25 protein-coding genes, 1 tRNA gene and 1 other RNA gene are annotated in these 26373 nt (G+C 41.8%); 15 read left to right on the top strand and 12 right to left on the bottom strand.

The window, feature by feature from the left end; translation table 11 throughout:
• The first annotated feature begins 60 nt into the window (after positions 1-60).
• From nrdD to nrdG, 5 genes are all read left to right on the top strand, one after another.
• Positions 61-2232: an anaerobic ribonucleoside-triphosphate reductase gene (nrdD, locus tag BZG42_RS09570; RefSeq protein WP_024532289.1), complete on the top strand. Its 2172-nt coding sequence runs from the start codon at positions 61-63 to the stop codon at positions 2230-2232.
• Between the two features lie 301 nt (positions 2233-2533).
• Positions 2534-2686, top strand: coding sequence for a hypothetical protein (locus BZG42_RS09565; RefSeq protein ID WP_120172403.1), 153 nt, complete (start codon positions 2534-2536; stop codon positions 2684-2686).
• A 2-nt stretch (positions 2687-2688) separates the two neighbouring features.
• Complete coding sequence (locus BZG42_RS09560) at positions 2689-3654, top strand: Gfo/Idh/MocA family protein (RefSeq protein WP_155995295.1); 966 nt, start codon at positions 2689-2691, stop codon at positions 3652-3654.
• The gene (locus tag BZG42_RS09555; RefSeq protein ID WP_155995294.1) at positions 3602-4117 is read left to right on the top strand and encodes a GNAT family N-acetyltransferase; all 516 of its coding nucleotides are present in this window, start codon (positions 3602-3604) and stop codon (positions 4115-4117) included. The genes BZG42_RS09560 and BZG42_RS09555 overlap by 53 nt, the downstream gene beginning before the upstream one ends.
• A gap of 260 nt (positions 4118-4377) precedes the next feature.
• On the top strand, positions 4378-4935 hold the full coding sequence (gene nrdG, locus BZG42_RS09550) for an anaerobic ribonucleoside-triphosphate reductase activating protein (protein WP_120172400.1): 558 nt from the start codon (positions 4378-4380) through the stop codon (positions 4933-4935).
• Between the two features lie 183 nt (positions 4936-5118).
• On the opposite strand, the gene BZG42_RS09545 is transcribed toward nrdG, so the two are convergent.
• Positions 5119-5418: a helix-turn-helix domain-containing protein gene (locus BZG42_RS09545; RefSeq protein WP_155964198.1), complete on the bottom strand. Its 300-nt coding sequence runs from the start codon at positions 5416-5418 to the stop codon at positions 5119-5121.
• A gap of 1030 nt (positions 5419-6448) precedes the next feature.
• On the opposite strand from BZG42_RS09545, the gene BZG42_RS09540 reads away from it, so the two are divergent.
• Positions 6449-7660: a hypothetical protein gene (locus BZG42_RS09540; RefSeq protein ID WP_155995293.1), complete on the top strand. Its 1212-nt coding sequence runs from the start codon at positions 6449-6451 to the stop codon at positions 7658-7660.
• A 402-nt stretch (positions 7661-8062) separates the two neighbouring features.
• On the opposite strand, the gene BZG42_RS09535 is transcribed toward BZG42_RS09540, so the two are convergent.
• On the bottom strand, positions 8063-8200 hold the full coding sequence (locus BZG42_RS09535; protein ID WP_155964201.1) for a hypothetical protein: 138 nt from the start codon (positions 8198-8200) through the stop codon (positions 8063-8065).
• Between the two features lie 319 nt (positions 8201-8519).
• Entirely contained in the window at positions 8520-8645 is a 126-nt protein-coding gene (locus BZG42_RS10225) for a hypothetical protein (protein WP_265574959.1), read from the bottom strand.
• A gap of 528 nt (positions 8646-9173) precedes the next feature.
• Between BZG42_RS10225 and BZG42_RS09530 the strand changes: the two genes are divergently transcribed.
• The 3 genes from BZG42_RS09530 to BZG42_RS09520 all read left to right on the top strand — a co-directional run bounded on the left by BZG42_RS09530 (position 9174) and on the right by BZG42_RS09520 (position 11489).
• The gene (locus BZG42_RS09530; protein WP_155995292.1) at positions 9174-10364 is read left to right on the top strand and encodes a PqqD family protein; all 1191 of its coding nucleotides are present in this window, start codon (positions 9174-9176) and stop codon (positions 10362-10364) included.
• Positions 10365-10461: 97 nt separating this feature from the next.
• Entirely contained in the window at positions 10462-11175 is a 714-nt protein-coding gene (locus BZG42_RS09525; RefSeq protein WP_145981841.1) for a hypothetical protein, read from the top strand.
• A 35-nt stretch (positions 11176-11210) separates the two neighbouring features.
• On the top strand, positions 11211-11489 hold the full coding sequence (locus BZG42_RS09520) for a PqqD family protein (RefSeq protein WP_024532280.1): 279 nt from the start codon (positions 11211-11213) through the stop codon (positions 11487-11489).
• Between the two features lie 200 nt (positions 11490-11689).
• Here BZG42_RS09520 and BZG42_RS09515 read toward each other — a convergent pair whose 3' ends face one another.
• From BZG42_RS09515 to BZG42_RS09480, 8 genes are all read right to left on the bottom strand, one after another.
• Positions 11690-12637 carry a glycosyltransferase family 52 gene (locus tag BZG42_RS09515; protein WP_155995291.1) on the bottom strand — a complete coding sequence of 316 codons (948 nt, stop codon included), beginning with the start codon at positions 12635-12637 and terminating at the stop codon, positions 11690-11692.
• Between the two features lie 21 nt (positions 12638-12658).
• On the bottom strand, positions 12659-13780 hold the full coding sequence (locus BZG42_RS09510; protein WP_155964204.1) for a nucleotidyltransferase domain-containing protein: 1122 nt from the start codon (positions 13778-13780) through the stop codon (positions 12659-12661).
• 10 nt (positions 13781-13790) lie between these two features.
• Positions 13791-15494 carry an ABC transporter ATP-binding protein gene (locus tag BZG42_RS09505; RefSeq protein WP_155995290.1) on the bottom strand — a complete coding sequence of 568 codons (1704 nt, stop codon included), beginning with the start codon at positions 15492-15494 and terminating at the stop codon, positions 13791-13793.
• Positions 15494-15949, bottom strand: coding sequence for a S26 family signal peptidase (locus tag BZG42_RS09500; protein ID WP_120172390.1), 456 nt, complete (start codon positions 15947-15949; stop codon positions 15494-15496). The genes BZG42_RS09505 and BZG42_RS09500 overlap by 1 nt, the downstream gene beginning before the upstream one ends.
• Positions 15950-16566: 617 nt before the next feature.
• Positions 16567-17253 (bottom strand): hypothetical protein, encoded by a 687-nt coding sequence (locus tag BZG42_RS09495; protein ID WP_159780132.1) that lies wholly within the window; start codon positions 17251-17253, stop codon positions 16567-16569.
• A gap of 457 nt (positions 17254-17710) precedes the next feature.
• A tRNA-Lys gene (locus tag BZG42_RS09490) sits at positions 17711-17783 on the bottom strand.
• 9 nt (positions 17784-17792) lie between these two features.
• Positions 17793-17986: non-coding RNA, 6S RNA (gene ssrS, locus BZG42_RS09485), on the bottom strand.
• Positions 17987-18097: 111 nt separating this feature from the next.
• The gene (locus BZG42_RS09480; protein ID WP_155963139.1) at positions 18098-19372 is read right to left on the bottom strand and encodes a replication-associated recombination protein A; all 1275 of its coding nucleotides are present in this window, start codon (positions 19370-19372) and stop codon (positions 18098-18100) included.
• A 69-nt stretch (positions 19373-19441) separates the two neighbouring features.
• On the opposite strand from BZG42_RS09480, the gene BZG42_RS09475 reads away from it, so the two are divergent.
• The 6 genes from BZG42_RS09475 (at position 19442) to BZG42_RS09450 (ending at position 23502) form a co-directional block, all read left to right on the top strand.
• Positions 19442-19777: a MazG nucleotide pyrophosphohydrolase domain-containing protein gene (locus tag BZG42_RS09475; protein ID WP_155969380.1), complete on the top strand. Its 336-nt coding sequence runs from the start codon at positions 19442-19444 to the stop codon at positions 19775-19777.
• A 2-nt stretch (positions 19778-19779) separates the two neighbouring features.
• A complete protein-coding gene (locus BZG42_RS09470; protein WP_155995288.1) occupies positions 19780-20250 on the top strand; it encodes a DUF3013 family protein in 471 nt (156 codons plus the stop codon).
• Position 20251: 1 nt separating this feature from the next.
• Positions 20252-20602, top strand: coding sequence for an ASCH domain-containing protein (locus BZG42_RS09465; protein WP_155995320.1), 351 nt, complete (start codon positions 20252-20254; stop codon positions 20600-20602).
• A 300-nt stretch (positions 20603-20902) separates the two neighbouring features.
• A complete protein-coding gene (locus tag BZG42_RS09460; protein ID WP_155995287.1) occupies positions 20903-21796 on the top strand; it encodes a GIY-YIG nuclease family protein in 894 nt (297 codons plus the stop codon).
• A gap of 1 nt (position 21797) precedes the next feature.
• Entirely contained in the window at positions 21798-22751 is a 954-nt protein-coding gene (gene prmA / locus BZG42_RS09455) for a 50S ribosomal protein L11 methyltransferase (protein WP_155995286.1), read from the top strand.
• A 1-nt stretch (position 22752) separates the two neighbouring features.
• A complete protein-coding gene (locus tag BZG42_RS09450) occupies positions 22753-23502 on the top strand; it encodes a 16S rRNA (uracil(1498)-N(3))-methyltransferase (protein WP_155995285.1) in 750 nt (249 codons plus the stop codon).
• A 204-nt stretch (positions 23503-23706) separates the two neighbouring features.
• Here the strand turns inward: BZG42_RS09450 and BZG42_RS09445 are convergent, their stop codons facing one another.
• Positions 23707-26142, bottom strand: coding sequence for a bifunctional 2',3'-cyclic-nucleotide 2'-phosphodiesterase/3'-nucleotidase (locus BZG42_RS09445; RefSeq protein WP_155995284.1), 2436 nt, complete (start codon positions 26140-26142; stop codon positions 23707-23709).
• Between the last annotated feature and the right edge of the window lie 231 nt (positions 26143-26373).

The following is a 26373-nucleotide window of genomic DNA, read 5'->3' as shown; positions in this document are numbered from 1 at the left end:
ATTGATTTTTGTTTTGTGAAGTGCTAGACTATAAGAAGTAAAACTTTTGGAGGTAGTCAAATGAACGTGCGAGAAAATGTCTTACAAAGTGTAGAATTAGCAGTGTTGAAGCGTGATGGTCGGATGGTATCCTTTGATCAGAATAAGATTTTTTCTGCTCTTCAGCGGGCCAATCAAGAATTGGAACATCCGGTTTCAGAAGCCGGTTTGAAGGTTGTGTTGGAGGCGTCTTTGGCAGAGATTGTCCGTCGTTTTGAAAAGGATGTTCAGATTTACGAAATTCAGACAGTCGTGGAGCAGGAATTACTCAAGGCTCATCTGTATGAACTGGCAGAACGCTATATCCAGTACAGAACCCAGCGCGATTTTCGCCGTCACCAAGCGACGGACATTAACTTTGAGATTCACAAATTGTTGAGTAAGGATCAGTCGGTTGTCAATGAAAATGCCAATAAAGATGCTAACGTTTTTAACACTCAACGTGACCTGACAGCCGGGATTGTTGGCAAATCGATTGGGTTAAAACTTTTACCAGCCCATGTAGCCAATGCTCATCAAAAAGGAGATATCCATTATCACGATTTAGATTATAGCCCTTACACACCTATGACAAACTGTTGCTTGATTGATTTTAAGGGCATGTTAGCTCAAGGTTTTAAGATAGGGAATGCAGATGTAGAAAGTCCCAAGTCCATTCAGACAGCAACAGCTCAGATTTCGCAAATCATTGCCAATGTTGCTTCCAGTCAGTATGGAGGATGTTCGGCAGACCGCATAGACGAAGTTCTAGCCCCCTATGCCGAACTCAATTACCAGAAGCATTTAAAGGATGCCAAGGATTGGGTTCTACCTGAGAAGCAGGAAGAGTATGCTTGTGCCAAAACTCAAAAGGATATTTATGATGCCATGCAATCCTTGGAATATGAAATCAATACTCTTTTCACTTCCAATGGACAAACTCCATTTACCTCGCTTGGTTTTGGTCTGGGGACATCTTGGTTTGAGCGAGAGATTCAAAAAGCTATTCTCAATATCCGTATCAAGGGACTGGGGCGTGAAGGACGGACAGCTATTTTCCCAAAATTGATCTTTACGGTTAAGCGAGGACTCAATCTGGAGCCGGATTCGCCAAACTATGACATCAAGCAATTGGCTATTGAGTGTGCGACCAAGCGGATGTATCCTGATATGCTATCCTACGACAAGATTGTCGAGTTGACAGGCTCTTTCAAAGTACCTATGGGCTGTCGCTCTTTCCTACAGGGATGGAAGGATGAACATGGTCAGGATGTGACTTCTGGTCGGATGAATCTGGGTGTTGTAACCGTCAACCTGCCACGGATTGCCATGGAATCAGCAGGAGATATGGACAAGTTCTGGGAAATCTTTGCGGAGCGGATGACAATTGCCAAAGATGCTCTGGTCTATCGGGTCGAACGAGTCAAGGAAGCGATTCCCGCCAATGCTCCTATTCTCTACCAGTACGGCGCATTTGGAAAACGCTTGGCAAAGACGGATGCAGTTGATGCAGTCTTTAAAAATCGCCGGGCAACAGTTTCCTTGGGGTATATCGGCCTTTATGAAGTCGCAACGGTTTTCTACGGTGGTGAATGGGAGAACAATTCAGAAGCTAAAGAATTCACCGTTCGTATCATTAAAAAAATGAAAGAATTGACAGGTGCCTGGTCTGATGAATATGGCTATCACTTCTCTGTTTATTCGACACCGTCTGAAAGCCTGACAGACCGCTTCTGCCGCATGGACACAGAAAAATTCGGTCTTGTCAAGGATATTACTGATAAAGAATACTATACTAACAGTTTCCACTATGATGTACGGAAAAATCCAACACCTTTTGAAAAACTAGACTTTGAAAAAATTTACCCAGAAGCAGGAGCCAGTGGTGGCTTTATCCATTACTGCGAATACCCTGTTCTCCAGCAAAATCCCAAGGCCTTGGAGGCAGTTTGGGATTATGCCTATGACCGTGTCGGTTATTTGGGAACCAATACTCCGATTGATCACTGCTATGCCTGTGATTTTGAGGGAGACTTTGAGCCGACAGAGCGTGGTTTTAAGTGCCCAAATTGCAGCAATAGCGATCCCAAGCTAGTAGACGTTGTCAAACGTACCTGTGGTTACTTGGGTAATCCACAAGCTAGACCCATGGTGAAAGGCCGTCACAAAGAGATTTCGGCACGCGTTAAGCACATGAACGGATCTAGCTTATAATCAACAATCAAATCGACAAGTGCTTCCACAGTGTTGAGCAACTGTGGAAGTTTGTTATCGTTACAGTTTATCTTTTACCATTCGGGTGAATGAGGGAACCTTCAAAGTAATCAAGAGTTTGGAAGAGCCTTGTCTGCTTACAACGGTTTTGAGTCAATGCTCAAAAGTAAAAGGACATTGGTATGTGCCTACAATTTTTTAACCTGACTCTTATATGCTTTCTCGCCAGTCTTTCCGACTTTTTGAGTAAAAAGAAAACTGACTAACAAATAGAAATGAATAGAAAAAAAAGGAGAATATAATGGGAAAATATCAATTGGATGATAAAGGGAAGGCCTTGGTAGAACGCTACCATGAGAAGCATTCCACTGTAAAGAATGATAAAAAAGCCCGTGTGCAGGCCCTGCTGAAGCAAGCGCAGAAAAAAACGGAGAATGGCTTGACGAGGAGATAAACATGTTAAAGATTGGCTTGGTCGGTTTGGGAAGCATTTTCCAAAAAGCTTATTTGCCCTGTTTAAAACAATTTTCAACGATTGAATGGCACCTTTTTACTAGAAATAAGGAGACCTTGAGCCAGATTGCGGATGGTATGGTGAATAGCCACATTTATGATTCTGTGCAGGAATTGGCGAAAGTTCCACTGGATGGGGTCATGATTCATGTTGCAACACAAGCTCATGTGGAATTGGCAAAACTATTTTTAGAACAAGGAATTCCAGTCTACATGGATAAACCCCTGTCCGAAGACTACGAGCAAACTCTAGCCCTATATCAGTTAGCGCAGGCCAGAGGAGTCTTTCTTATGGCAGGATTCAATCGTCGCTTTGCTCCAAAAGTTCAACAACTAAAGGAGCAGTCGGATAAGCGCAGGATTCTTGTCGAGAAAAATGACGTGAATAGTCCGGGAGAATTGCAATTCAAGCTATTTGATCTCTTTCTTCATCCCTTGGATACAGCTCTCTATCTGTTAGATAGTCAGTTAGAGGCTGCGACCTTCTCCTATCATCTCGAAGAGGGACTCTTGAGTCAGGTCAGTGTCACTTTGCGAGCAGGAAATACTTCTGCGGTGGCTGCCATGAACTTGCAATCAGGCAGCAGGCGTGAAATAATGGAAGTCCAGACCCCGCAGGCTACCTATCAGTTGAAAAATCTGGAAGATATGCGGATATTCACCGCAGATAAAGAAGTGCAAGATGGTTTCGGAGCTTGGGAAAATACGCTGTATAAAAGGGGCTTTGAAACCATCATCCATCAGTTTTTGGAGTCTCTAGAGACTAAGGTAAATCCCGTTGATCCGAAGTCGAGTTTGCTCAGTCACTGGCTGTGCCATCAGATACTCCATTCAAGGAGTCCAAGAGGAGAATTAGATGTCTACTTACCAGAAAAAGTTACAACTCAGACGACCGAATCAACAGGATAAGGATACCATTCTGGACATGCTTGCGGAGTTTGAGCGTGAAGGAAGTGCCATGGATGGGGGATTTTACTCTAAAGATTTGGATTTTTTAGACTGGTTGGAGAGAAATCAGGATTATGAACTAGGCTTGAATCTACCAGATGGTTTTGTCCCCTGTATTCAATACGTTTCCTTTGATGCGACTGGTCGGGCTATTGGCTTTCTTCACCTTCGACTAAGGCTCAATGACTTTTTGCTCAACAAAGGAGGACATATCGGTTACTCTATCCGTCCTAGTCAGCGCCAAAAAGGCTATGCCAAAGAACAGTTGCGACTCGGCTTGCAGGAAGCAGCTTCCAAACATATTTCTAAGGTCTTGGTGACCTGTTCGGAAAAAAACGAAGCCAGCCAGCGGACGATATTGGCCTGTGGAGGTGTTTTGGACGATTGCCGCGAAGGGATCGAGCGCTATTGGGTTGAGCTCTAGACGGACTTGATGTATCGTAGAAGATTTAGCAGTTGGCGGGCTCAAGATAGAAGAAGGCTGACCGAAGTTGTTGAAGAAAATGCGGCTTAGAAAAAAGTCTTTTCCTGTCCGTTACATCATCAAGCAGTTTTCCCGTAAACCAGAAGTAGAAAGGAATGGAGTGACTAAGTTTAATTGAACTTGAGAAGGAAGCTCAGAATGTAGAAAAAGATAAAATCTACAGTGCTGTGCCACTTTCTAGTCGCTCTTAGTAGCAAAACATGAACAATCCCAAACCACAGGAGTGGAAGAGTGAGGAGCTTAGTCAAGGGCGGATTATTGACTACAAAGCATTTAACTTTGTGGACGGTGAAGGTGTGCGTTGCTCCCTCTATGTGAGTGGCTGTCTCTTCCATTGTGAAGGCTGCTATAATGTAGCAACCTGGTCCTTTAAAGCAGGTATTCCTTACACCAAGGAGCTAGAAGACCGTATCCTAGATGATTTATCTCAACCCTATGTGCAGGGCTTGACTCTTCTAGGGGGTGAGCCTTTTCTCAATACAGGCACCGTCTTGCCCTTGGTGAAACGGATTCGGCAAGAACTACCTACCAAGGATATCTGGTCCTGGACAGGCTACACATGGGAAGAATTGATGCTAGAAACTCCAGATAAGTTGGAATTGCTATCTTATTTGGATATTTTAGTGGATGGGCGCTACGACCGCACCAAGCGCAATCTTATGCTGCAATTTCGCGGCTCCTCCAACCAGCGCATTATTGATGTCCAAACATCCCTAAAGGACAATAGGGTCATCCTCTGGGATAAACTAAAAAAGTAGGATTCTCATTAGCAGTTAGATGAAAAAAACAGCCCAGTGGGCTGTCTCAAAATACGAAGGGCGTTAGAACATGGTTCTAGCGGCTTTTTTTGTAGTAAAAACTGTGAAAATATAGGAAAAATCAAGCAGATCTTGCCTGCTGGACAAAGGAAAAACCTCCGTCCATAAACAAGAGGGAAATAATCACTGAAGAATGTTTCTAATAAACTGTAGCGTTTCCTTTTTCTGTTCATCACTGAGCTGTTCAATCAATAATTCAATTTCGGATTTTTCGGTTGGCTTTTTAATATCAGAATTACCTAGTAGATAGTCTGTGGAGACCTTAAAAAAATCAGCAAGCTTCTCAATGCTCTCCTTAGAAGGACTTCTTAACCCTTTCTCCCATTGAGCATAGCTTTGAGGACTCGTGTGGAAAACATCAGCTATGTTTCTTTGAGTTAAGCCCGCTTCTTTTCGTAATTGTTTTAGGCGACTTGTAAACATAATAAGCCTTTCCGAATGATTTATTATTTTTTTGAAAAAATGGTTGACAACGTAATCAATTGATTATATAATCTGATTTATCAAGAATCAATCTGGGTAGTATGTAAGACAATCGGTAGTAAAAATATACGGTCAGGATTACTGTAAGGAACGCTGTCTTTATGTTTCTCGTAGTCCTCGGCTGAGTATCCAACATCAGTTCGTAGCAAGGAGTCTCTAACTTTGTGTAAGTCTACCATGGGAACATTTTTCATAAAGGATAGGATACTGTTGAAGACACTACCAACTTTACCACAGATAGAAAACTTTTTAATGGCTACAACCATGCAATCAAAGGCAATCTCTTGCTTGCATGATTCTAGCTATTAAAGCTAGACCGCAGATTATTAAATAGCTTCTATACATTAAAAAAGGTGAAAAGGGAGAGAGAACTCTCCAACAATCCACATAAACAACCAATACCATTATATAGGATTGTCGGATAAAAAACAAGTCTTTTCCATTTCAAGGTGCGAACCCCACCAAACGTCCCTTGTTGGTAGTGTATGCTTGGGTTAGTTAGTAAACGAGGTGTGAGAGCTGAGTGAAAACTAAGCTAGTAAGTCATACGAGCTTCCGAGTAGATCCGAAAGTATCTGGATTTACAGAGAGTCAAGTAGAGAGCGAGGGTGACGTGTATATCCATCTGTCTAGTGGTGCGACGACATGAGCATGAGTAACAGACGAGTGGATGAAGTAAGTTTTTTCGTTATGCAAAAAATGGGAAGTTTCCAACTGATGACGAATAGTGTATAGGAGTGTATTTTAGAATAATTTGCTGCGTGAGACGATTTGTGAGTTCAAGTCGTCTTTTTTGACAACAGGAATGCCATTATCTGTCTCGTCCGAGCAGATGGTGGCTTTTATTTTGGTTTTATAAGCAAATACTTCTTTGCTACTTCTTCGTTTTTGCAGCATGAGGAAAAGAATGCGAGGACGAAGGAAGTAGCTTATCTGTTTTTATTGAGAATATTTAGTGAAAGGACACAGTATGAAAAAATTTAAATGTAATTACCGTAAAGTGGGGAAGATTTGCCTTGCTTGTGTCATTGCTTGTACAGTCCTAACAGGATGTAATGATCCAAGTGGCAGTGAATCAGGAAATCTGCTTGCTGATAAGATTGATTCCATCACTTCTAAAATTGACAAGCCTGATTCTGCTGTAAAAAACACGAAAATCTTTCTTACATCAAAATGTATATCCATGCTCGCCATTCCTTCCTCGCTAGTTGCCGCAGACAGTAGAAAAGCAAGAACTGTAAACCCTGTTATGATCAATGGCAAGGTTCTAAATGGTCGTACGGTATCTAGCGGTCAACAAGTGGTGTTGAATCAAGTGGTAGATTTTGGGAATACAAAATTCCAGTCATTTTTTTACGAAGATGGAAAATTTTATTCATTGCAAGATAATGCAGCTTCTCCTGTTACTGTATTTGATACGAAAGGAAAAATAATAGATAGAATCTACAAGCAAGCAACTGGTCATAACAATGACATCCTTGCTCTAGGCAATCTCAAATATATCACATCAGGTGGCACCAAACTGTATGTTTGGAATACGGATACAAATGCGGTATCCACTGTTCAGCTTGATATGGTTGCACAGTATGCGAGGGATAATAATACTCGGATTGATATTGGTGGGATAGCTCGGTCAACAACAAATGGCAATATCCTGTATCTGGTCGGTCTTGATAAGCATGCTACAGCAGCCATTGAGCGTGAAAAGGGGGCGAATATCATCGTATTTAAACATGACTTGACTACTGGTAGACAGGAATTTCTGCTGCGGGATGAGCTAAATTATATCGGCCTGCTACAGGGAGCAGTAGAACATAATGGTATCTTGTATGTTGCTCAGAATAGTAAGACAGACAATTCCAATTTATCAAATTATACAGGAATCACAGTTAAGGCGTATGATGCTGAGACGACTGCCCATCTTGATGATATTCAGATTGATGGAAGGTTTGAAGCCGAAGGCATGCAGGTGATAGAACGAGAGGATGGTTCTAAGGAAGTCGGTCTTGGACTACATGGTAGTGGTGCAGAGAAAGTCATCTCTTTTGTACCGCTTGAAAAGCCAAAGCAGAAGCAGACTAGCATTTCTGAAGCGCCCAGTAGTGTTATGGTAGCTGATACAGAAAAAACATCCTCGAATCCTACGGCGATTTCTGAAACAGCAACGGGAGAGGTTGTTTAAAATCCTGAAGCGGTGAGTGAGAAAGTACTGACTCTACTATCGTGAGGTATGGACTGTAGCAATAGACCAAGTTGGAACAATGAAAGGGACTGACTTTCTCCTTGTACTGCCCCCAAGCGTTAGATGTATTCTCTAACTTTTGGGGTGCAGTTCAGCTCAAGGTTGGTCTTTTTCTTTTAGTATGATGGTTCCTCAAACTACTCTGGAGGTGGGAGCTGGGCGGCCTACTATTCTCTCAAGTTTTATACCACGGTTGCTTGACTACTTTTCCTCTCTTTAAGGTCATAAAAAAGAGCGTCCCGTTTTGGGAACGCACTTTTGTTAAGAATGTTTTGTTTTTGAATGTTTTGTATAATAAGGTTGAGATACTCTTATTTTGTTATCTCTGCTGAATGTACTATTTTAGACATAGTCTTTTGTAGCATCTGATTCTGGTGGTACTGGTGGTTCTGGAGTTGCCAGACCGCCAGACGTAGTAATCACATCTTCTGACATGAAGGCAACTGTCTTAAACTCAGGTTTTTTGTATTCCTTTACCATGGTGGGTCTCCTTTCCTTAATGTCTTACAGCATTATATCATAATACTCTAGCGATGTAAACTACTATGTTTATCAAACTAATAGTACCCACCAACTGTGTCACCTAGGTTGGCATCGGTGTTGTTTCTAGTGGTTCTGGTGTTTCAGCGCCAGAAGTCGTAATCACATCTTCTGTCTCAAAAACAACCGTTTTAAACTCAGGTTTTTTATATGCTTTTACCATGCTGGTCGCCTTTCTATAGTGTTTCGTGATATTGTCATATCCTCTAGCAGTGTGAACTACTATATTTATCAACCTAATAGTACCGTCGAACAGATCCTAGGAAGGGATACGCTCTTCCTCTGCTGGCGGTGCTGGCGTTTCAGTACCGTTAGACGTAGTAATGACATCCTCTGCTTCAAAAACAACCGTCTTAAACTCAGGTTTTTTGTATGCTTTTACCATGCTGGTCTCCTTTCTTATAAACTCTTCAAACTAATCTATGTCTTCTGTTGGAGGTGCTGGAGTTGCAACGCCGTTTGAAGTTGTAATCACGTCTTCTGCTTCAAAAACAACCGTCTTAAACTCAGGCTTTTTGTATTCTTTTACCATGATAGCTCCTTTCAAATAGTGTTTTTTATCATCTCTCCCTACTTTCAAGGGGGAGCTAATAAACTCCTTGGGCTAGTAACGTACGTCTACACTGCAATGGTGATGTTTTTTGGCTGGAAGTGCTGGAGTTTCATGTCCATTAAGAAGTGGGAATTACATCCGTTACCCCAAAAATAACCCTCTTAAACTCAGACTTCCTGTACTCTCTTGACGTACTACTTCCTCATAATAATCTGTAGCGATTCTATCACAGAAACCCTATCTTGTCAATAGATACTGGGCTAAATTAGTAAAAAAGTAGCTCTCTGTCTCTATCTAGCTTGAATTTAGGTACATTTTTTTATATAATGGAAGTCAAGTTGACTAGAAAGAGAGAAAACGATGTATTTTATCACCTGCACACGGGCAAATCTCCGCTACCGTTGGGAGAGTGAGGTACTACTGACCAATCTTCAGGCCCATGGTTCCTACGATGTCATCTTTTTACTGTACGGTGAAGACAAGGACATGGGACCCTACCTCCAAGAAAAGTATGGCATTACTTACCATTACTTTGAGGATGATCGTCCCAACCATCAATACCCAACCTCGATTCGCCCCTACCTCTGGTATCAATTTTTGAAAAAATATCCCCACATGGAAAAAGAGACTTTCTTCTATATTGATACAGATATTATCTTTAGGGAGATGGTCGATTTTGATAAGATTCCGGTGAGTGCTCACCAGTGGTACGGAGCTCATAGCCCCACTGTCAAGGCAAGTTTCTTGCGCTCAAAACATCCTTTCTACCTACAGGGATTACAGACCATTTTGAATGTAACAGACGAAGAGCTAGAATGGACAGAAACCAGTCCTGCTGGTGCCCAGTGGCTGCTTGCTCAGCCGACAGCAGCTTTTTTTCACGAAATGTATGTCCAATGTGAGCGGATTTACGATTTTCTGTTGACGATGGAGAAGCTCCAATTGCCTTTAGAGGAAGAAGAAAAGCTAGATAGGTATGGAAAATGGCTGACAGATATGTGGTGTTTAGCCTGGATGGCTCCAAAATACGGTATCACTGTACACACCTCTACTGAGTTGAACTTTTCGTGGCCGGGTCGTCCTGCAAACGAATGGAATGACTATAAGATTCTCCATAATGCTGGGGTTTTGAGTAAGGATGAGCCTGCTTTTTACAAGACAGAGTGGAAGAATATCCCCCCTTTCTTTTTCAAGCATGATAAAGTATCCCCAGAACTCGGTTCCATCCACTATGTAAAGGCGATTCAAGCTGTGAAGATTCGACCACAAGATTATGACACTATCCGAATTTTAGGCACCTTTATCACCAATCAGGTGAAGGAAGCCTATATTGCTATTCCTTTGGATGAAATCAAAGAAAAGGTTCCTGGCTACATTGAATTAAACGATACTAGCTACCTACTTTGGACCCTCATCCACGAAAAAGGCTCCATCCAAGAGGTTATCAAAGCCTATAGCCAAGCTTTTGGAATTGAAGAAGAATGGGGAAGACAAGACTTGTTTGATTTTGTTGCCTATCTAGATACCATGAAAATCGTTCAGATCAGTTAACGACAGCTCAGAAGTAGTATTCGGATTTATTTCGTTAAAGACAGGATTGGCCTATCTGACAGATCCTTACAGTGATGAACAAGAAAAGGAAGAGAAAGTGGAAATATTTACTATTCGTCTAGCAGAGTTGGTGATTCGGGTAATCTGTCGCTTTGCTTCGACACGGACATTTTGCAAAGATTATCTGACAGATGACGAACCCGACCTTACCATCGAAGTGCAACAAAAGGATATTGATTTTGAGCGGATGAAAGGTGGTGAGGAGGCGCGGCATTTTTCGGGAAACTATTTGGAACAAATCGCCCTCTATCGCTTGATTTGTGAAGAGTTACCCGCCCATAATCGACTGCTCGTCCATGGTTCAACAGTGGTGGTGGATGACAAAGCCTACCTATTTACAGCACCAAGTGGGACAGGAAAATCTACTCATAGCCAACTCTGGCTTCAGGTCTTTGGTGACAGGGCACGTATCTTGAATGATGACAAGCCTTTGTTGTTCATTACTGACGACCACATCCGGATTTACGGTACACCTTGGGACGGAAAGCACAGGCGATCTTACAATGGCTGTGCTCCCTTGCAGTCGATCTGTTTTCTAAAGCAAGGATCGGAGAATGTGGTCGAACAATTATCAGAAACAGCCGCTTTTGATCGACTCCTAACTCAAACTTACCGTCCTCTACAGTCGGTCACGCAACTGCAAAAGACCTTATCTTTGTTGCAGAAGGTGAGTCAGTTACCCATCTATCAACTGACTTGTACCATTTCAACAGAGGCTGTTGATTTGATTTACCAGCAGATGAAGTCATAACATTATCAACGAACTTATTACCATAGGAGAAACAGATGAAACTAAAAGAAGGAATCCTACTACATCATGACCGTGATGACGAATATATCGGCATCACCATGGGTGACTTAGCGGAAACATTTAATGGCATGATCCGTTACAATGCGACAACTCATTTTATTTTGGAGAAACTTCAGTCTGACATCAGCAAAGAGGAGTTGGTAGATATTCTCTGCAAAGAATATACCGTCAGCCCTCAAGAAGCAGCTGAGGACTTGGAGAAACTTTTGCAGGAGTTGGATGAGATTGGCTTACTTGAGAATTACTCAAATTAAGCCTCGGATTGGGTATGGAGGAAAATTACTGTTGAATTGTGTCTTGGACTGCTTTTCAACGTTATTCTTTGAAAGTTAAGCGTAGACTTGGTTTGATAAACTTCCATTGCAAAGTGAGCTAAAAAACACAGAAAATATTGAATTCTTGAATACATCAAGTCAATATTTTCTGTGTTTTTGATTTTGTTTAGGCGGATACTTTATACAGTGGAAGCTGTCTTTTGTCCAGCCGCATCTTGTTTTGATTTTTCTTCTGTGTAGATCACTCTTTTTTCTTTGACTTTTGTCAAGCAATCGATGCAAGAAGACATAAGTGTCGCCACTACATCAAAGGAGCTTGAGAGGTGTAGGTCTAGCATTTCCATCGGTGCATACCTTGGTAGCACTGTGACACCTGGGATTTTTGTGTAATCAAGATCATCCCTTGGGTGAGGCTTGAGGTAGACGTGATAACCGGCTTCTTGCGCTTCTTGCGCTATTTTAAAATAAAAATAATACTGCTTTACGTAGTCCGGACTCTTGTCTGCCTTTCTAAAACTCTTCCAAAAGTCATCCGCTAAAGGCTGGGTCAGTATCAAATAGGATGGCGAGGTAAGCTCTAGATTTTCTAACTGATAGAGTTCAAAAAGCTTTTGTAAGTGCGTCTCCTCTTGGCTTTCAAATAAAACTTGACGAGGAACCTCAATAAATTTGTCCAGGAACTGGGCATAATAGGTATTGTCTTTGATTTTGCTGAGGTCATTGATCTCAATATCTAGACAGACGGGACTGGAACCGTACAAACCGTTGACTGGGTCCTTATCTGTCAGATTTTTCAACTGTGCATAGTGATAATGAAAATTTAAACCGTCTTCTATCAGATGGTAGGGATAGCGTTTATCTCGAAAGGCTTGACCGATCTGATCGGCATCGTTAAAGAGGTAGATTTGGTCTTCATCTTCTAGCCAGTCAAAATACATTTCTGCTTGGACGACATCTGCTGTCAGGATCTTGACCCAAATATCTGGAAAGAGGATGTTAATCCTTTCTGCGAGTTCTTGATAGCCGCGAACATTCCGATTGAGAAAGAGGGCCATGGGTTCCTCTTTTTTATACTTCATCAGAGCGATCATAACCTGCATATTGGTAAAGCAAAAATATTTTTTCATTACATCTCTTTCTATACTATGTTATTTCTCTTTTTTCCTCGACATAATACGAACTATACTTGAAAATTTTTGCAACCTTTTCTTGGTTGGAACCCAGCGATAGATATAGATAAAAGGAAGAAGATAGGGATGTTTTTGTAGGATAGGAAATACCAAGCGCAGTCGCTCCACCGGTGGAAAGAATTGTTCTTTCCAATAGGTAAGTGAATTGCCACTATGGTTTTCCAACTGGTTGATAATCTGGTTATCCTTTAAGCCATAGGTTCCTGATGAGAGCATATAGGAAAGGACTCTCATTTCTTCCTCTGTCAAATCTTTTAAGGGAACTGCCTCTGAACCAAATAGCTTAAAGGCTAAGGATCTATGTTGCTCTTCAAAGTTTGTCAAGCCAATTTTTTCCAGTTCCTGACGGATATATGTCCAGTCCATCTTGTTTTGTTCAGCTTCTAGGAGTAAGAAAAGGTCTACCAGGCTGCGGATACCGGTACCCGATTCCGAATAGTGCTTGTAGTCATGAATCAGTTGGTAGAGATAAAAATCTTCCAAACAGAAACGATAAGCGAAAGGATTGTCCTGATCTTGAATGAGGCGCTCCTTGATGTCTTTATAGTAATTTTTTCCGATCTTATCTAGTGATGAAATGAGTGGATCGATTAGTGTTCGATGCATTTCAAAATGAAAGATTGGTTTTTTCATATAGGCATCAACGTTGATTTCATAGATAAATTCGTAGCCTTCTTTTTTGAAAAATTCTCTGACTTCTTTTTCAAAAGTTTCATCAAAGAGAATATCATTATCCGACATGACCCGCATCCCCAGCTTAGGATAGTATTTCTTCAGGTGAATCCCTTTTAGTTCCATGTACCAAATACCTTCCTGGGACAACCATCTGGTAATCTTTTGGCGTTCATGATCAAATAATAATTCTCGGCGGATAGCTTGATTTTTGGATTCCTGAAAATCTTGAGGTAGATCAATAGAATCTTCTAATATCATGGCTACCATAGCGGACAAGCTGTGAAATTTGGAGAAACTGTAAAGTTTTTCCAAGTTCATCTGAGCTATTTTCTCCTGACAGATTGGCTTTTTTTGAAGGTAATATGCCAATAAATAGAGTAAATCTTCTTGTGTTTGTGAAAACATACGTTTCTTTCTAATTCATTCGGTATTTTAACTCCACTCCTGACTCGGAAAAATGGAGTTGTTTGTTGCAGATGCCTAAGGCTGCTGGTCTATGGGTTACAATAATCATTGTCCTATCTGTCATTGCCTTGAGATTTTCTAAAATAGCTTTTTCTGTCTCCTCATCCAAGGCACTGGTGGATTCATCTAGCACTAGAATAGGTGATTGAGAATAGATGGCGCGTGCAATGGATAAACGTTGCAACTGTCCTTCAGACAAGCCTGAGCCGTCTTCGCCCAAGACAAAATCTAAGCCCTGTGAAAGATTTTCGACCAATTCTCGTGCGCAGGCCAACTCAAGTGCTTGCCACAGTAATCGCTCCTCATCCGCAGACAGGTTTTCTGAAAATGTGACGACCTGACGAATTGTTCCAACCATTAAATGCTTAACCTGTGGCACATAGGCAAATAGGCGATGAAAACGAGCATCTAATGGGATGGTTTTTCCGTCTGTCAAGCGCAAGAAGCGCTGCCCTGCTTGTAGATCGTAGATGGAAAGAATCAGCTTGGTCAAGGTGCTTTTGCCACAGCCAGAAGGGCCAGAAAAGGCGATGTAGTCCCCTTTCTGAATGTCTAGCTGGAGATTGGCAAAGAGATTGCGTCCTGTGTAGGAAAAACTAGCCTCCTCAAAGACAATGGCATCAAGTTTTTTGTAGACTTCCTCGATTTCTGAATAGGACTTAGCTTCTCCTCGTACAGCACTCATCTGGCTAACCTCCATCAATCGTTCGCAGCTCACCAAGGTTGAGTAAAAACTTGGAATGTAGCTGGTTGCAGTCGAAAAGGGTTGGCTGACTTGAGCAACCAAGCGTGTAATGGCTACAAAGGCTCCGTAGGAGATTGCGCCTGTATAGATACCATAGGCACAATAGATGGCTGATAAGATATAGGCTGTCTGTAAGACTAGACTGAGGGCTGTGATATTGATATTTGAAAAAGTAGTCTGCTCCAGTCTGGCTTTTTTATGCTGTTCTAGGTAGTCATGAGCTTGCTCTTCAACCTTTTTTTCAATAGAAAAGGTCTTTATCACTAAGAGACTGCTGAGATAATCCTTGTAGAAAACCTGTAATTGGCTCGTTTTTTCTTGAATATTGCGATAAAGGCGACGTAGTTTTAGCTTCATTCCAAGACCAATCAAGAGATAGATGAGTCCCATTGGAAAGATGAGCCATAAAAATTGGGGTTGAATATGGCTGAGCATTAGTAGAATCGCAACAAGCCGACTCACCATACCGACCAGTCCTGGCAAGACGGTTGCCATTCCTCGTGAGATAATCCCTGTATCAGAAGTCAAGCGAGTCTGCCATTCGCCCGTATGAATTTGGGAAATGGATTGATATTCCCTTTGAAAAAGTGTTGTTAGCAGATAAGTCTTAAAGTGATTTTCAATGTCAGCTCTCGTTGCTTCCCCCCAATAACGTTGAAATGCGTGAGCTAGTATTTGCACTGCTATAATAAATAAGAGCATGAAGGCTGAAAACCAAAGTTCGTTACTATTTTTTGCAACTGCCGCATCAATGATATTGCGAAAATACAAGACAAAGAGTACGGAAAAAATAGAGGAAATCAGCTCCAAGAGGCAGAGAAAAGCGATTTGCAGTTTCTTGGAAACTGGCAATATAGAAAATAGCCATGTAAAAACATCTTTTATGGGTGGGTGGTGTAGTTCTTTCATTACCCTTGAATCTTTCTTTTTAGTCGTGATAGCTGTTGACGGAGCAACATGAAGGGTTTGCGAAGCCAGAGGCTATGTAGCCAGATGGATACATAGATCCTATAGCCTTTGTGGTCTGTAGAGAACCACTTCCCTTTCCGATAGATTTTGGTCACATAACCAAAAACCTGCTCTCTTGCTACTGTCTCCCCGTGCAGGCAGTTATCTCCCCGTGTGTAGTAATACTGCTCATCCTGATGGATGATGCGGTGGAGGACAAGTTGACCGTTTGACTTTTTTTGGAAGATTGGGATGTCCCCTATTTTTAATGAGTGATCTGGGAGGGGTTCTAAACGGATTTGTGTGGCTTTTTTATGGCGTTTATCATACAAGAGCGGACGCATGCTGATGCCCTGTGTTACATAAATCACTGAGCGTCCTGCTTCTAGTTCTTCTCTGATTTGTGAGTGATTCACGGATTTCTCCTCATGTATAAAATGTACTTACCGAGTCGTTTGTTCATTTTTATTAAAAACAGTTGATAGTAAAAATGAATCTACCTTTCATTATAACGCAATTTGTCAAATTAAGCCAGATGAAAAAATGATTTGCGCCTGCTTGAATAAAGGATAACAGTGGCTGGTCACGTTATGAAAAAGGCTTGGGGAATAAGGGGTAGGAAGATAAGCTTATGAGTCTATTCAACTCTATTTTTATGTGCATGGGAGGGGGATAGGCTTCGCTATATGTTTACACTGTCATTTTATCTCTTCTTGGTTTGAAAGAGAATGAAAAACACAGAAAATGTTGGATTCTTGAAATGCATCAAGTCAACATGTTTCTGTGTTTCATTTATCAACTAGTTTTTCTCTGACTCCATAATGTAATAGAGTTGTTATGGTTTTATCTCAAAAGCATTTCACATCTTGTGGAGTTCAGAAAAGGTGTAGAAAACGTGAATAATGACTCTAAAAATCATTGATAAATTTGAGGGAATTCCTATTTATTATGGATAAGTTTATATTTGTGGCGATGATAGATCAAGACCACGCTAACAAAGGCAACTAGCTAAGCAAGTGTGTCCGCTATAGTCCTATTTGTCTCCGTATTCGTAGTTGTTGTTAGTCAAGCCACGAGAGTAGAGATAGCCAGCTAGACGAGTGTCTCCGTTGTAGTCATGCTTTTCTTCATTTCCATAGTCATTGTTAGTCAAACCACGGGAGTAGAGATAGCCAGCTAGGCGAGTGTCTCCGTTGTAGTCATGCTTTTCTTCATTTCCATAGTCATTGTTAGTCAAGCCACGAGAGTAAAGGTAACCAGCTAGACGAGTGTCTCCGTTGTAGTCATGCTTTTCTTCATTTCCATAGTCATTGTTAGTCAAGCCACGAGAGTAAAGGTAACCAGCTAGACGAGTGTCTCCGTTGTAGTCATGCTTTTCTTCATTTCCATAGTCATTGTTAGTCAAGCCACGGGAGTAGAGATAGCCAGCTAGACGAGTGTCTCCGTTGTAGTCATACTTTTCTTCATTTCCATAGTCATTGTTAGTCAAACCACGGGAGTAGAGATAGCCAGCTAGACGAGTGTCTCCGTTGTAGTCATGCTTTTCTTCATTTCCATAGTCATTGTTAGTCAAACCACGGGAGTAGAGATAGCCAGCTAGACGAGTGTCTCCGTTATAATTTTCTTCGGCACTAGCAGATGGAGCTAAAATGGTAAGAAGTAGAGCGCCTGTCATTGCTAGAATACGGGCAGAAAACTTTTTGTTAGTAATAGTAAACATATTAACCTCTTTAACTAAAATGGTATTTTATCCAGGTACCTAGAATGAAAACGCGTTCTACGTATAGGATAGCTTACGAGGGGAGGTTTGACAATAGGATACAGAACAAAAACACAAAAGAATTACATGATAGATAGGCAATAATAAATCATATAGGGAACTCCAAAAAATTGAAAGGAAATTTTGCGATAAGGCAGACAAAATCAAAACGATAAAAACGGCTTTAAAAAGATTTTTGGTCATCGTTGAAAGAGAAGATGAGAATAAGTAGAGAGCTCAAAACATAGAAAGTTATGGCTTACGAGGGATAGGAAAAGAAGGATTCCCAGAAATAGGAGAATTGATGGTTGTTGAAAGTTAGGACTAAGAGAAAAGATTTTCGACCATATCTGGATCAAAATCTATCATAAAATGAGAAAAAGCCTTGTAAAACAAGACTTTCCCACATATCAACCAATCCTCCCTGTAGGGATCGAACCTACGACCCACGGATTAAGAGTCCGCTGCTCTGCCAGCTGAGCTAAGGAAGGATAGAAAATAAAAATGCTGTATTGGTACCGGTTATCCATGAATTGTATTGATCCCGCACGCTAAAAGCAGGTGGGTGACACGTTTCGGACTTAGTTGCTTCTGGGTGTGCCAGCTTGCATACTGTCAGAAGATCTTTGTCTCCCTAGTAATACAAAAATAGTCGGTCAACACATAGGTATGAATTCGTATACCACAGCAGTTCTTATTTCTAACTTAATATTACCACATTTTTTGGAAAAATCAAGAGGAAAAATCAAAAAAATGTAAGCGATATCAACAAAAGAGAATCTAAATCCCTGTTCTATCAAGGGATTTACGATTTTATTTTTTTCAAATTTTTTATTTTTTCTTGGGTCATGCCTAAAGCGCGCTCATATTTTCCAGTATCGTTGGCAGTGAAGTAGTTTGCAGTCAGTAACTTATCAGGTAGGTATTGTTGGTTGACCCATTTTTCCGGATAGGAATGAGGGTAGCGGTAGCCAATCGCATTGCCTAACTCTTTGCTACCAGCGTAGTGTCCATCCCGCAAGTGGTTTGGGATTGGTAAATGTCCCTTTTTTTGCAAATCAGCTAGAGCTGCATCCATAGCCAGATAGGCAGAATTGGACTTGGGAGACAGGGCAAGGTCGATGACAATGTTGGCAATCAAAATCCGTGCTTCTGGGAAACCGATTTTTTGTGCTGCTTCAAGCGCTGTTACCGTGTGGATCTGCGCTTCTGGGTTGGCTAAACCGATGTCTTCATAGGCAATGACGGTCAAGCGGCGAGCCAAACTAGGCAGGTCTCCAGCCTCAATCAGGCGGGCAGCATAGTGGAGGCTGGCATTGACATCGCTACCTCGAATTGATTTTTGTAGGGCGGATAGGATGTCATAGTGAGCATCCCCACTCTTATCCATACTGATATAGGATTTTTGTAGGCTATTTTCCACAGCGTCAAGGTCAATATGGCGGTTGCCATTTGTTTCTTTTGTGGATAGAACGGCTAATTCCAGTGAATTGTAGGCAGCACGCAAATCACCATTGGTGGCATTGGCTAGGAAATCTAGAGCTTCTGGTTCAATGGTGACGGGGAAGGCGAAGCCTCGCTCTGTATCTAGCAAAGCTGTTTCCAAGGCTTGTCGAATATGACTGGTATCCAAGGGCTGTAACTCGAAAATCTGTACGCGACTACGAATGGCAGGTAGAATGGCAAAGAAGGGATTTTCTGTCGTGGCTCCAATCATAATGATATTTCCATTTTCCAAGAGAGGTAAAAGAAAATCTTGCTTGGTCTTGTTGAGGCGATGGATTTCGTCCAGAAGTAAGACAAGACCACCTGAAAATTTGGCTTCTTCAGCGATTTCCTGTAGGCGTTTTTGGTTATCCGTCGTGGCATTGAATGTCCGAAAGGCGTATTTTGTTGTGCCTGCAATCGCCGAGGCAATTGAGGTTTTGCCAATGCCTGGAGGACCGTAGAGAATCATGGATGACAGCATGTTGGCATCTATCATGCGACGGATGATTTTTCCGGGACCGACCAGATGTTCTTGACCGATGACATCATCAATAGATTTAGGGCGCATGCGAAGGGCGAGATTGGCTGGCATAGGCTTCCTTTCTGTGCTTTTATGGTATAATCATTATACTACAAATTCAGGAGTTGGGGATAGGAGAAGATGGTTCAAGTGACGGTATCTGTTTTGGAAGAATACTTGCGTGACAATTATGAGATGGAAGTTTCCGAACAAAGTCTATTTATGAAATTAGTGGAAGAAGTGGGTGAAGTAGCAGAGCTGCTCAATAAGCGTGCTGGCCGTAAGATGGTAAGCGAGGAGGAAGATTTATCGAGTCGCCTAGCTGAAGAATTGGCCGATGTCATTCACTACGCAGTAGCTATCGCAGCTGTCAATCAGTTAGATTTAACCGAGGCGATTATAGAGAAAGACAAATGCGCTTCTGTCAAATATGGTCACGAAACCAATTTGCTGGAATATATAGAAAAGGGGAGATAAACATGGCAAAACATGGCTTTTTAGATGTGCTAGAAGCAGCATTGGACAGGCATTTTACTTATGATTATGAGCTTAACTGGGACAAGAAAAATCATGCTGTCGAATTGGCTTTTATCTTGGAAGCACAAAATGCGGATGGGATTGAAACGGTAGATGATGAGGGAACCGCATCTACTGAGGATATTTTTTTGGAAGAGTACGTCCTTTTCTACAACAAGGAAAAATCTCAATTTGATGCAGAAGATTATCTAGTTGCCCTACCATTTGATGCCAAAAAAGGCTTTTCAGCTGAGTTTTTGACCTATTTTGTAAGATTTTTAAAGGATACAGCAGATCAAGGCTTGGATGATCTCATGGACTTCTTGGTGGATCCAGAAGCCCAAGAGTTTGCGATGGAGTGGAATGCGCAAGCCTTTGAAGCAGGAAGGGCTGAGCTGGTGGAGAGTGAGTTTTATCCTTATCCGAGGTATTGAGATGATTCATGAAATGCTATTGGCTCCAAAACCCTTTGAAATGATGAAATCTGGTCAGAAGAGCATTGAACTACGTCTTTATGATGAAAAGCGGAAAAGACTAGCAATTGGAGATCATATTCGTTTTTATTGTACGGAGAATCGGGCGCAAACGCTGTTGACGGAAGTGCTCGTTATCCATGTATTTGATAATTTTACTCAATTATATAAAGAATTGGATTTATTATCTTGTGGCTATACGAAAAGTAATGTAGGGACAGCAAAGCCAGAAGATATGGAAGTTTACTATTCGCTAGAACAATTAGAAACGTATGGTGCAGTTGGCATAGAAGTAAGGGTGGTAGAAGTATGATGGTATTGATTCAAGCAGAACGATCCGATTGGGATATTATTGAAGCGATTCAGCAAATCTCTCTATGACAAGTACCATGACTCAGGTAATCCCTATTTGGAAACTCGTAAATGAATAGAGAAAAAAATTTTTCGTTTGTATAGTTCTTACCATATGATGATGTTTTGAGGGAATCCGATTTTCAAAATAGGGGGCTGGTGAAGTTCTATGAAACTTGTGGGTACCAGCTAACTCATACAGATCCTGTGCAAGAGGGCATGGATTTGGTATATATGGAAAAGCGTAAAGGTGAGGAAATGTATGAAACGTGGCAAGAATATTAACATGTTCCTGATGGATGGTGATGTCACAGGAAAAATGAAATGTACTCTGTCTAATTGGACTGGGGTTGTTTATAAAATACCAAGATTGCAATTAGCTGACTTGAAAAATCGTTCCGAAATGAAGCAAAGTGGCATTTATTTCTTGTTTGGTCGTGATGAACATAGACAGAAAGATTTAGTTTATATTGGACAAGCTACAACGCGAAAAAATGGCGATGGTATTTTGAGACGGATTCAAGAACATACGAGAGATGATCATTCGAACTATTTTAGTGATGTCGTCATCCTGACGACACAGAATAATTCTTTTGGTCCGACAGAAATCAGTTACTTGGAGAATCGGTTGACTCAACTTGCTAAAGAAGCTGCTCGTTTCATTGTTAGAAATAGTAATGAACCTAATCTAGGGAATGTGACCGAGGAAAAACAATCGGAATTAGATGAAGTCGTTGATAATACTCTTATCATTATCGGGACTTTGGGTTATCGCTTGTTTGTACCTGTTGTTAGACAAGAAGTGTTAGATGATTCTAGTGGCAACCACCAGTTATTTTTAAAACGAAAAAGTAAAAAATCGAACTTGGAAATTATGGCTAGGTGTCAGCAGACAACGGAAGGTTTTGTAGTGCTGAAAGGTAGCATGATCGAACAGATTGATTCTCCAAAAATTCCAACAACGATTCAAAAACTTCGTCAGCAATTACAAGAAACCTTTGTCATAAAAGATGGTATTTTACAAGAAAATCAATTATTTAACAGTCCTTCCTATGCAGCGGCCTTTGTTTTAGGTATGCATACCAATGGGAGAACGGATTGGAAGAATAAACAGGGGCAGACCTTAAAAGAATTAGAGGAAAGGATGGAACTATAGAGTGAACAACTGGCAAGAATTAACAGTTCACGTTCATCGTGATGCAGAAGAGGCTGTTTCAAACCTTATGATTGAAACGGGCAGTCAGGGGGTAGCCATTAGCGACTCGGCTGACTATGTGGGGCAGGAAGATCGTTTTGGAGAACTCTATCCTGAAGTGGAGCAATCAGATATGATTGCCATCACAGCCTACTATCCTGATACCTTGGATATTGAGGAGGTAAAGAAAGACTTAGAGAATCGTTTGACCCAGTTGACAGGTTTTGGCTTGGAAACAGGGGAGATAAGGCTAGAAAATCAGGAACTGGCTGAGGAAGACTGGGCAGACAACTGGAAGAAATACTATGAGCCTGCTCGTATCACCCATGACTTGACCATTGTGCCATCATGGACAGACTATGAGCCGACATCTGGTGAGAAGGTAATCCGTCTGGATCCAGGTATGGCCTTTGGTACAGGAACCCACCCGACAACCAAGATGAGCCTCTTTGCTCTGGAGCAGGTGCTCCGTGGTGGTGAAACGGTGATTGACGTGGGTACAGGGTCAGGTGTTCTCTCCATTGCAAGTTCACTGTTGGGTGCTAAGGAAATTTATGCTTACGATCTAGATGAGGTAGCGGTGCGTGTAGCACAGGAAAATATTGACCTGAATGTCCATACAGGCAATATCCATGTGGCAGCAGGTGACCTTTTGCGTGGTATTGAGATTGAGGCAGAGGTCATTGTTGCCAATATTCTAGCTGACATCCTCGTTCATCTGACGGAAGATGCTTATCGTCTAGTCAAGGACGAGGGCTACTTGATTATGAGCGGGATCATTGCCGATAAGTGGGACATGGTACGGACTGCTGCGGAGGCAGCAGGATTTTTCCTTGAGACTCACATGATTCAGGGTGAATGGAATTGCTGTATCTTCAAGAAAACGACCGACCGATCCGGCGTGATAGGAGGCTAAGATGCAGCAGTATTTTGTCAATGGCAGAGCACCGCAAGAAGGAATCGTCACAATCACGGATAGGGATACTGCCAAGCATATGTTTTCTGTCATGCGCTTGCAGGCTGGTGATGAGGTCATTCTCGTCTTTGATGATGGTATCAAACGATTAGCGCGTGTGGTGGACAGTCAAAGTCAATCCATCGAACTCATCCAAGAATTAGCGGATAACGTTGAATTACCGGTTTCTGTTACGATTGCAATGGGGTTTCCCAAGGGAGACAAGTTGGAATTTGTTGCCCAAAAAGCTACAGAACTCGGTATGGCAGCTTTCTGGGCTTTTCCTGCTGATTGGTCTGTTGTCAAATGGGATGGTAAAAAACTGGTTAAAAAGGTAGCAAAACTTGAAAAAATCGTTCAAGGAGCAGCTGAACAAAGTAAAAGAAATTGTATTCCTACGATTAGGCTTTTTGAGAAAAAAGCGGATTTTCTAGCACAGTTAGCAGGTTTTGACCGAATTATTTTGGCATATGAAGAGGCCGCAAAAGAAGGGGAACACGTCAACCTCGTCAACATTCTATCTGATTTACAAATGGGACAGTCAGTCTTGGTGATTGTTGGACCTGAAGGGGGGGTGTCACCGGATGAGGTGATTATGTTTGAAGGGGCTGGAGCAATCAAGACGGGGTTGGGACCACGTATTTTACGAGCGGAAACGGCTCCTTTGTACGCATTGAGTGCGATTAGTTATGCTATGGAATTACTGAAGTAAGAAGCCAAATCTTACTTTAGGAGATCTTGGTGATGGTTTATTTCCTCCGCAAATTTTCTGACTGGAGAGCATATCATCTTGACAGCTTGGAATAGGACGTTCCGGCTGTTTTTGCTAAAATTACTTAGTGCTTGCTACTAGCTATATATTTGACGTAGAAAGGTACCGAAAAAGAGCTTAGGAAATCCTAAACTCTTACGATGATTACTTTTCTTTTTTCTTATTCCAGGTGCTAACAAATCCAATTAAGGTGAAACCTAGGAAGCTGAGCAGAGAAACTGCTTCACCAGTTGCAGGGAGAGATTGAGCGCTTGTTTGTGAGCCTGCTGTTGTAGGCGTGTGTTTTGGGGTAGGTGCAGAAGGTTTTTCTACTGGGAGGGTGATACGCAAACCAGAATCAAGAATAATATCCTGACCTCGCTCGTTTTGGTCGGCTTGTTTGCTATCCAGAATAGCTACCTTAGGCTCAGTATAAACGAATCTAAATTCTCCGAACCCGTCATTCGTTGCAGAAGTCTGTAGGTAGATGATATTTTCTTGGTTTGCTAGCAAGTTTTTTGCTCGTTCGGCTGTTAAGAAGCGCAAATCCAATCCCTTAATGTTGTTGGTAAAGGTCCAATTCTTATCTGCTGTAGGGTTAATTGTCTTTTCTGATATGATATAGTTGATGATGGCTTGGCGATTTTCCAAATTAAGGAGACGGTTGAGCGAGGCTTCACGGACACCAGGGAATGTTCCGCTTGCACGATAGTTGTTTGTAACAACGATAAATTCTTGGTCTGCTGTAACGGGTTGCCCGTTGAATTGTAGGTTGCGAACCCGGCTGGCTTGTTCGTTAATCATTTTACCGTTGCGGTCATATTTGTTTGGTTGAGTAATATCATACTGATAGGTCACTCCATCAATGACATCAAAATTGTAGGTGCGGAAGTCTGGATTGACCAGATTTTGTGGATTGGTTGAGGTTGGATCAATTTGGTTGAATTGTCCAGCTGACATTTCTAGCCATTCCTTCAGTTGGGCGCCATTGATTTTCAAAATAGCGACTACATTGTCATAAAGATAGAGGTCAGCAACGTTTTTGATGGCGATTGGTCCAGCAGGAATGTCTGTGTAGGCTGAGGCATCTCCACGGGTTCCAGCCTTAAATGGTGCTGCGGCAGAGAGAATTGGAAGACTGGCTTCAGGTGTACCTGCTAGTTGCTGCTTAGCATACCAGATTTGTGCATTGTTTACAATCTGAACAGACGGATCATCTTGAACAAGAGAGAAGAAACTGTTGATTGGAGCGGTTGTTTCACCAACTTGTTGACGAACATATTTGACCGTCTCGCCATGTGCTTCTTTGGCTATATCAACAACGCGGCTATCGGCTACTGGTGATGTTGTATCAATCTTACGGATGGAAGCCTTGCTGGAAGTGGTTGTCCATTTGCCATCTTTGAAGGTCAAGCTGAGATCAATGACTCCAAGGTGGTCTCCGTATTTACCAGCCATGGTAACAGGTGTTCCGTTAATTTTACCATTAAGGTCATCCACACCGGTGTATTTTGCATAGAAACTAGGTTTTTCAGAAGTTCCGGGGAATTCTGCATGTGAATGCCCTGTAATGACTGCATCAACATCCGCTAGGCTGGCGATTTGGTAGCCTACGTTTTCTTCACCTACTTCATGTTTATCATCACCAATACCAGAATGAGAGAGGACAAGAACAATGTCGGCACCTTTTTCACGCATGGTTGGGATGATGTCGCGGACGGCTTCTACAGCATCACGGACGATGACCTTACCTTCTAGATGGGCCTTATCCCAGTTGAGGATTTGAGGTGGAACGATTCCTGTAATGCCGACATTGAGTGTTACAGCTTTTCCATCTGTATCTGTGAAGGTCTTTTTCAGAATCGCATAAGGTTGATAAAGAAAGTTTTTGGTTGTTGGGTCAAGGACATTGGCATTGACAAGTGGCATATTTGCTGTTTGGATAACTTTTTCCAGATAGGGCAGGCCATAGTTAAATTCATGATTTCCAAGTGTGCCAGCATCAAAGCCGAGAGCTTCCAGTGCGGCATACATAGGATGTTGTTCACCATCTTTTATTGGATCGACAAGAGATTTGTAGTTACCGAGAGGCGTCCCTTGGATAGTATCACCGTTATCTAGTAAGACAACGTTTGGATTTTCTTTTTTAGCTTTCTCAATCAAGACAGCTGTCTTTGCCAAGCCAAGTGTTTCTACAGGCTTATCTTGATAATAATCGTAGTTGACTAAGTTAGTATGGAGGTCTGTGGTTGAGAGGATGCGAACGTCAACAGACTGTCCTTCTACAGGCTGGTTTGCTTCGGTGGTTGTAGGAGTAGTAGCTTTAGCCTCTGGGGCGGACTGGCGTTCGGTCTCAATCTTGGCGTTGCTTTCCTCAATCTTTGAAGGAACTGGAGACTCTGTTGTACTGGCAGAAAGGGCAAGGTTGTCGCTGGTTACGGTTGCTACTTCTTCTGCCTTGTCTGAGGTGGGGAGATTGGCCGCGGTTGAAGGGGTGGGATTTGTGTCGGTGACACCTTCTGCTTGAACGACATGTGAGCTACTAGCTGAAAAAAATGCCAAGGCAAGTGCAATGGCACATTTACTAAACCGAAAATTCATAAGAATCCTCCATTTTTCTTTTTATAATAATCTTCCATCAATTATTATACAGTGAAGCTGGGGAAAATTCAAGGATATATCTGAACGTTGTTGTGAAAAGTATACGAAAATTTCAAGAAAAAACATGGAAAAGTGAACATTATCTAACAAACAAGACCAAAATGTATTGTTTTTAAGGTGCTAGGGGGATTCAGCTTGATTCCTTTTTCTTTTTATGTGAAAATGGTAGAA

This window comes from Streptococcus sp. DAT741, assembly GCF_009866825.1.
Lineage (GTDB): Bacteria > Bacillota > Bacilli > Lactobacillales > Streptococcaceae > Streptococcus > Streptococcus ruminantium.
This window is presented reverse-complemented; position numbering and strand designations above follow the sequence as displayed.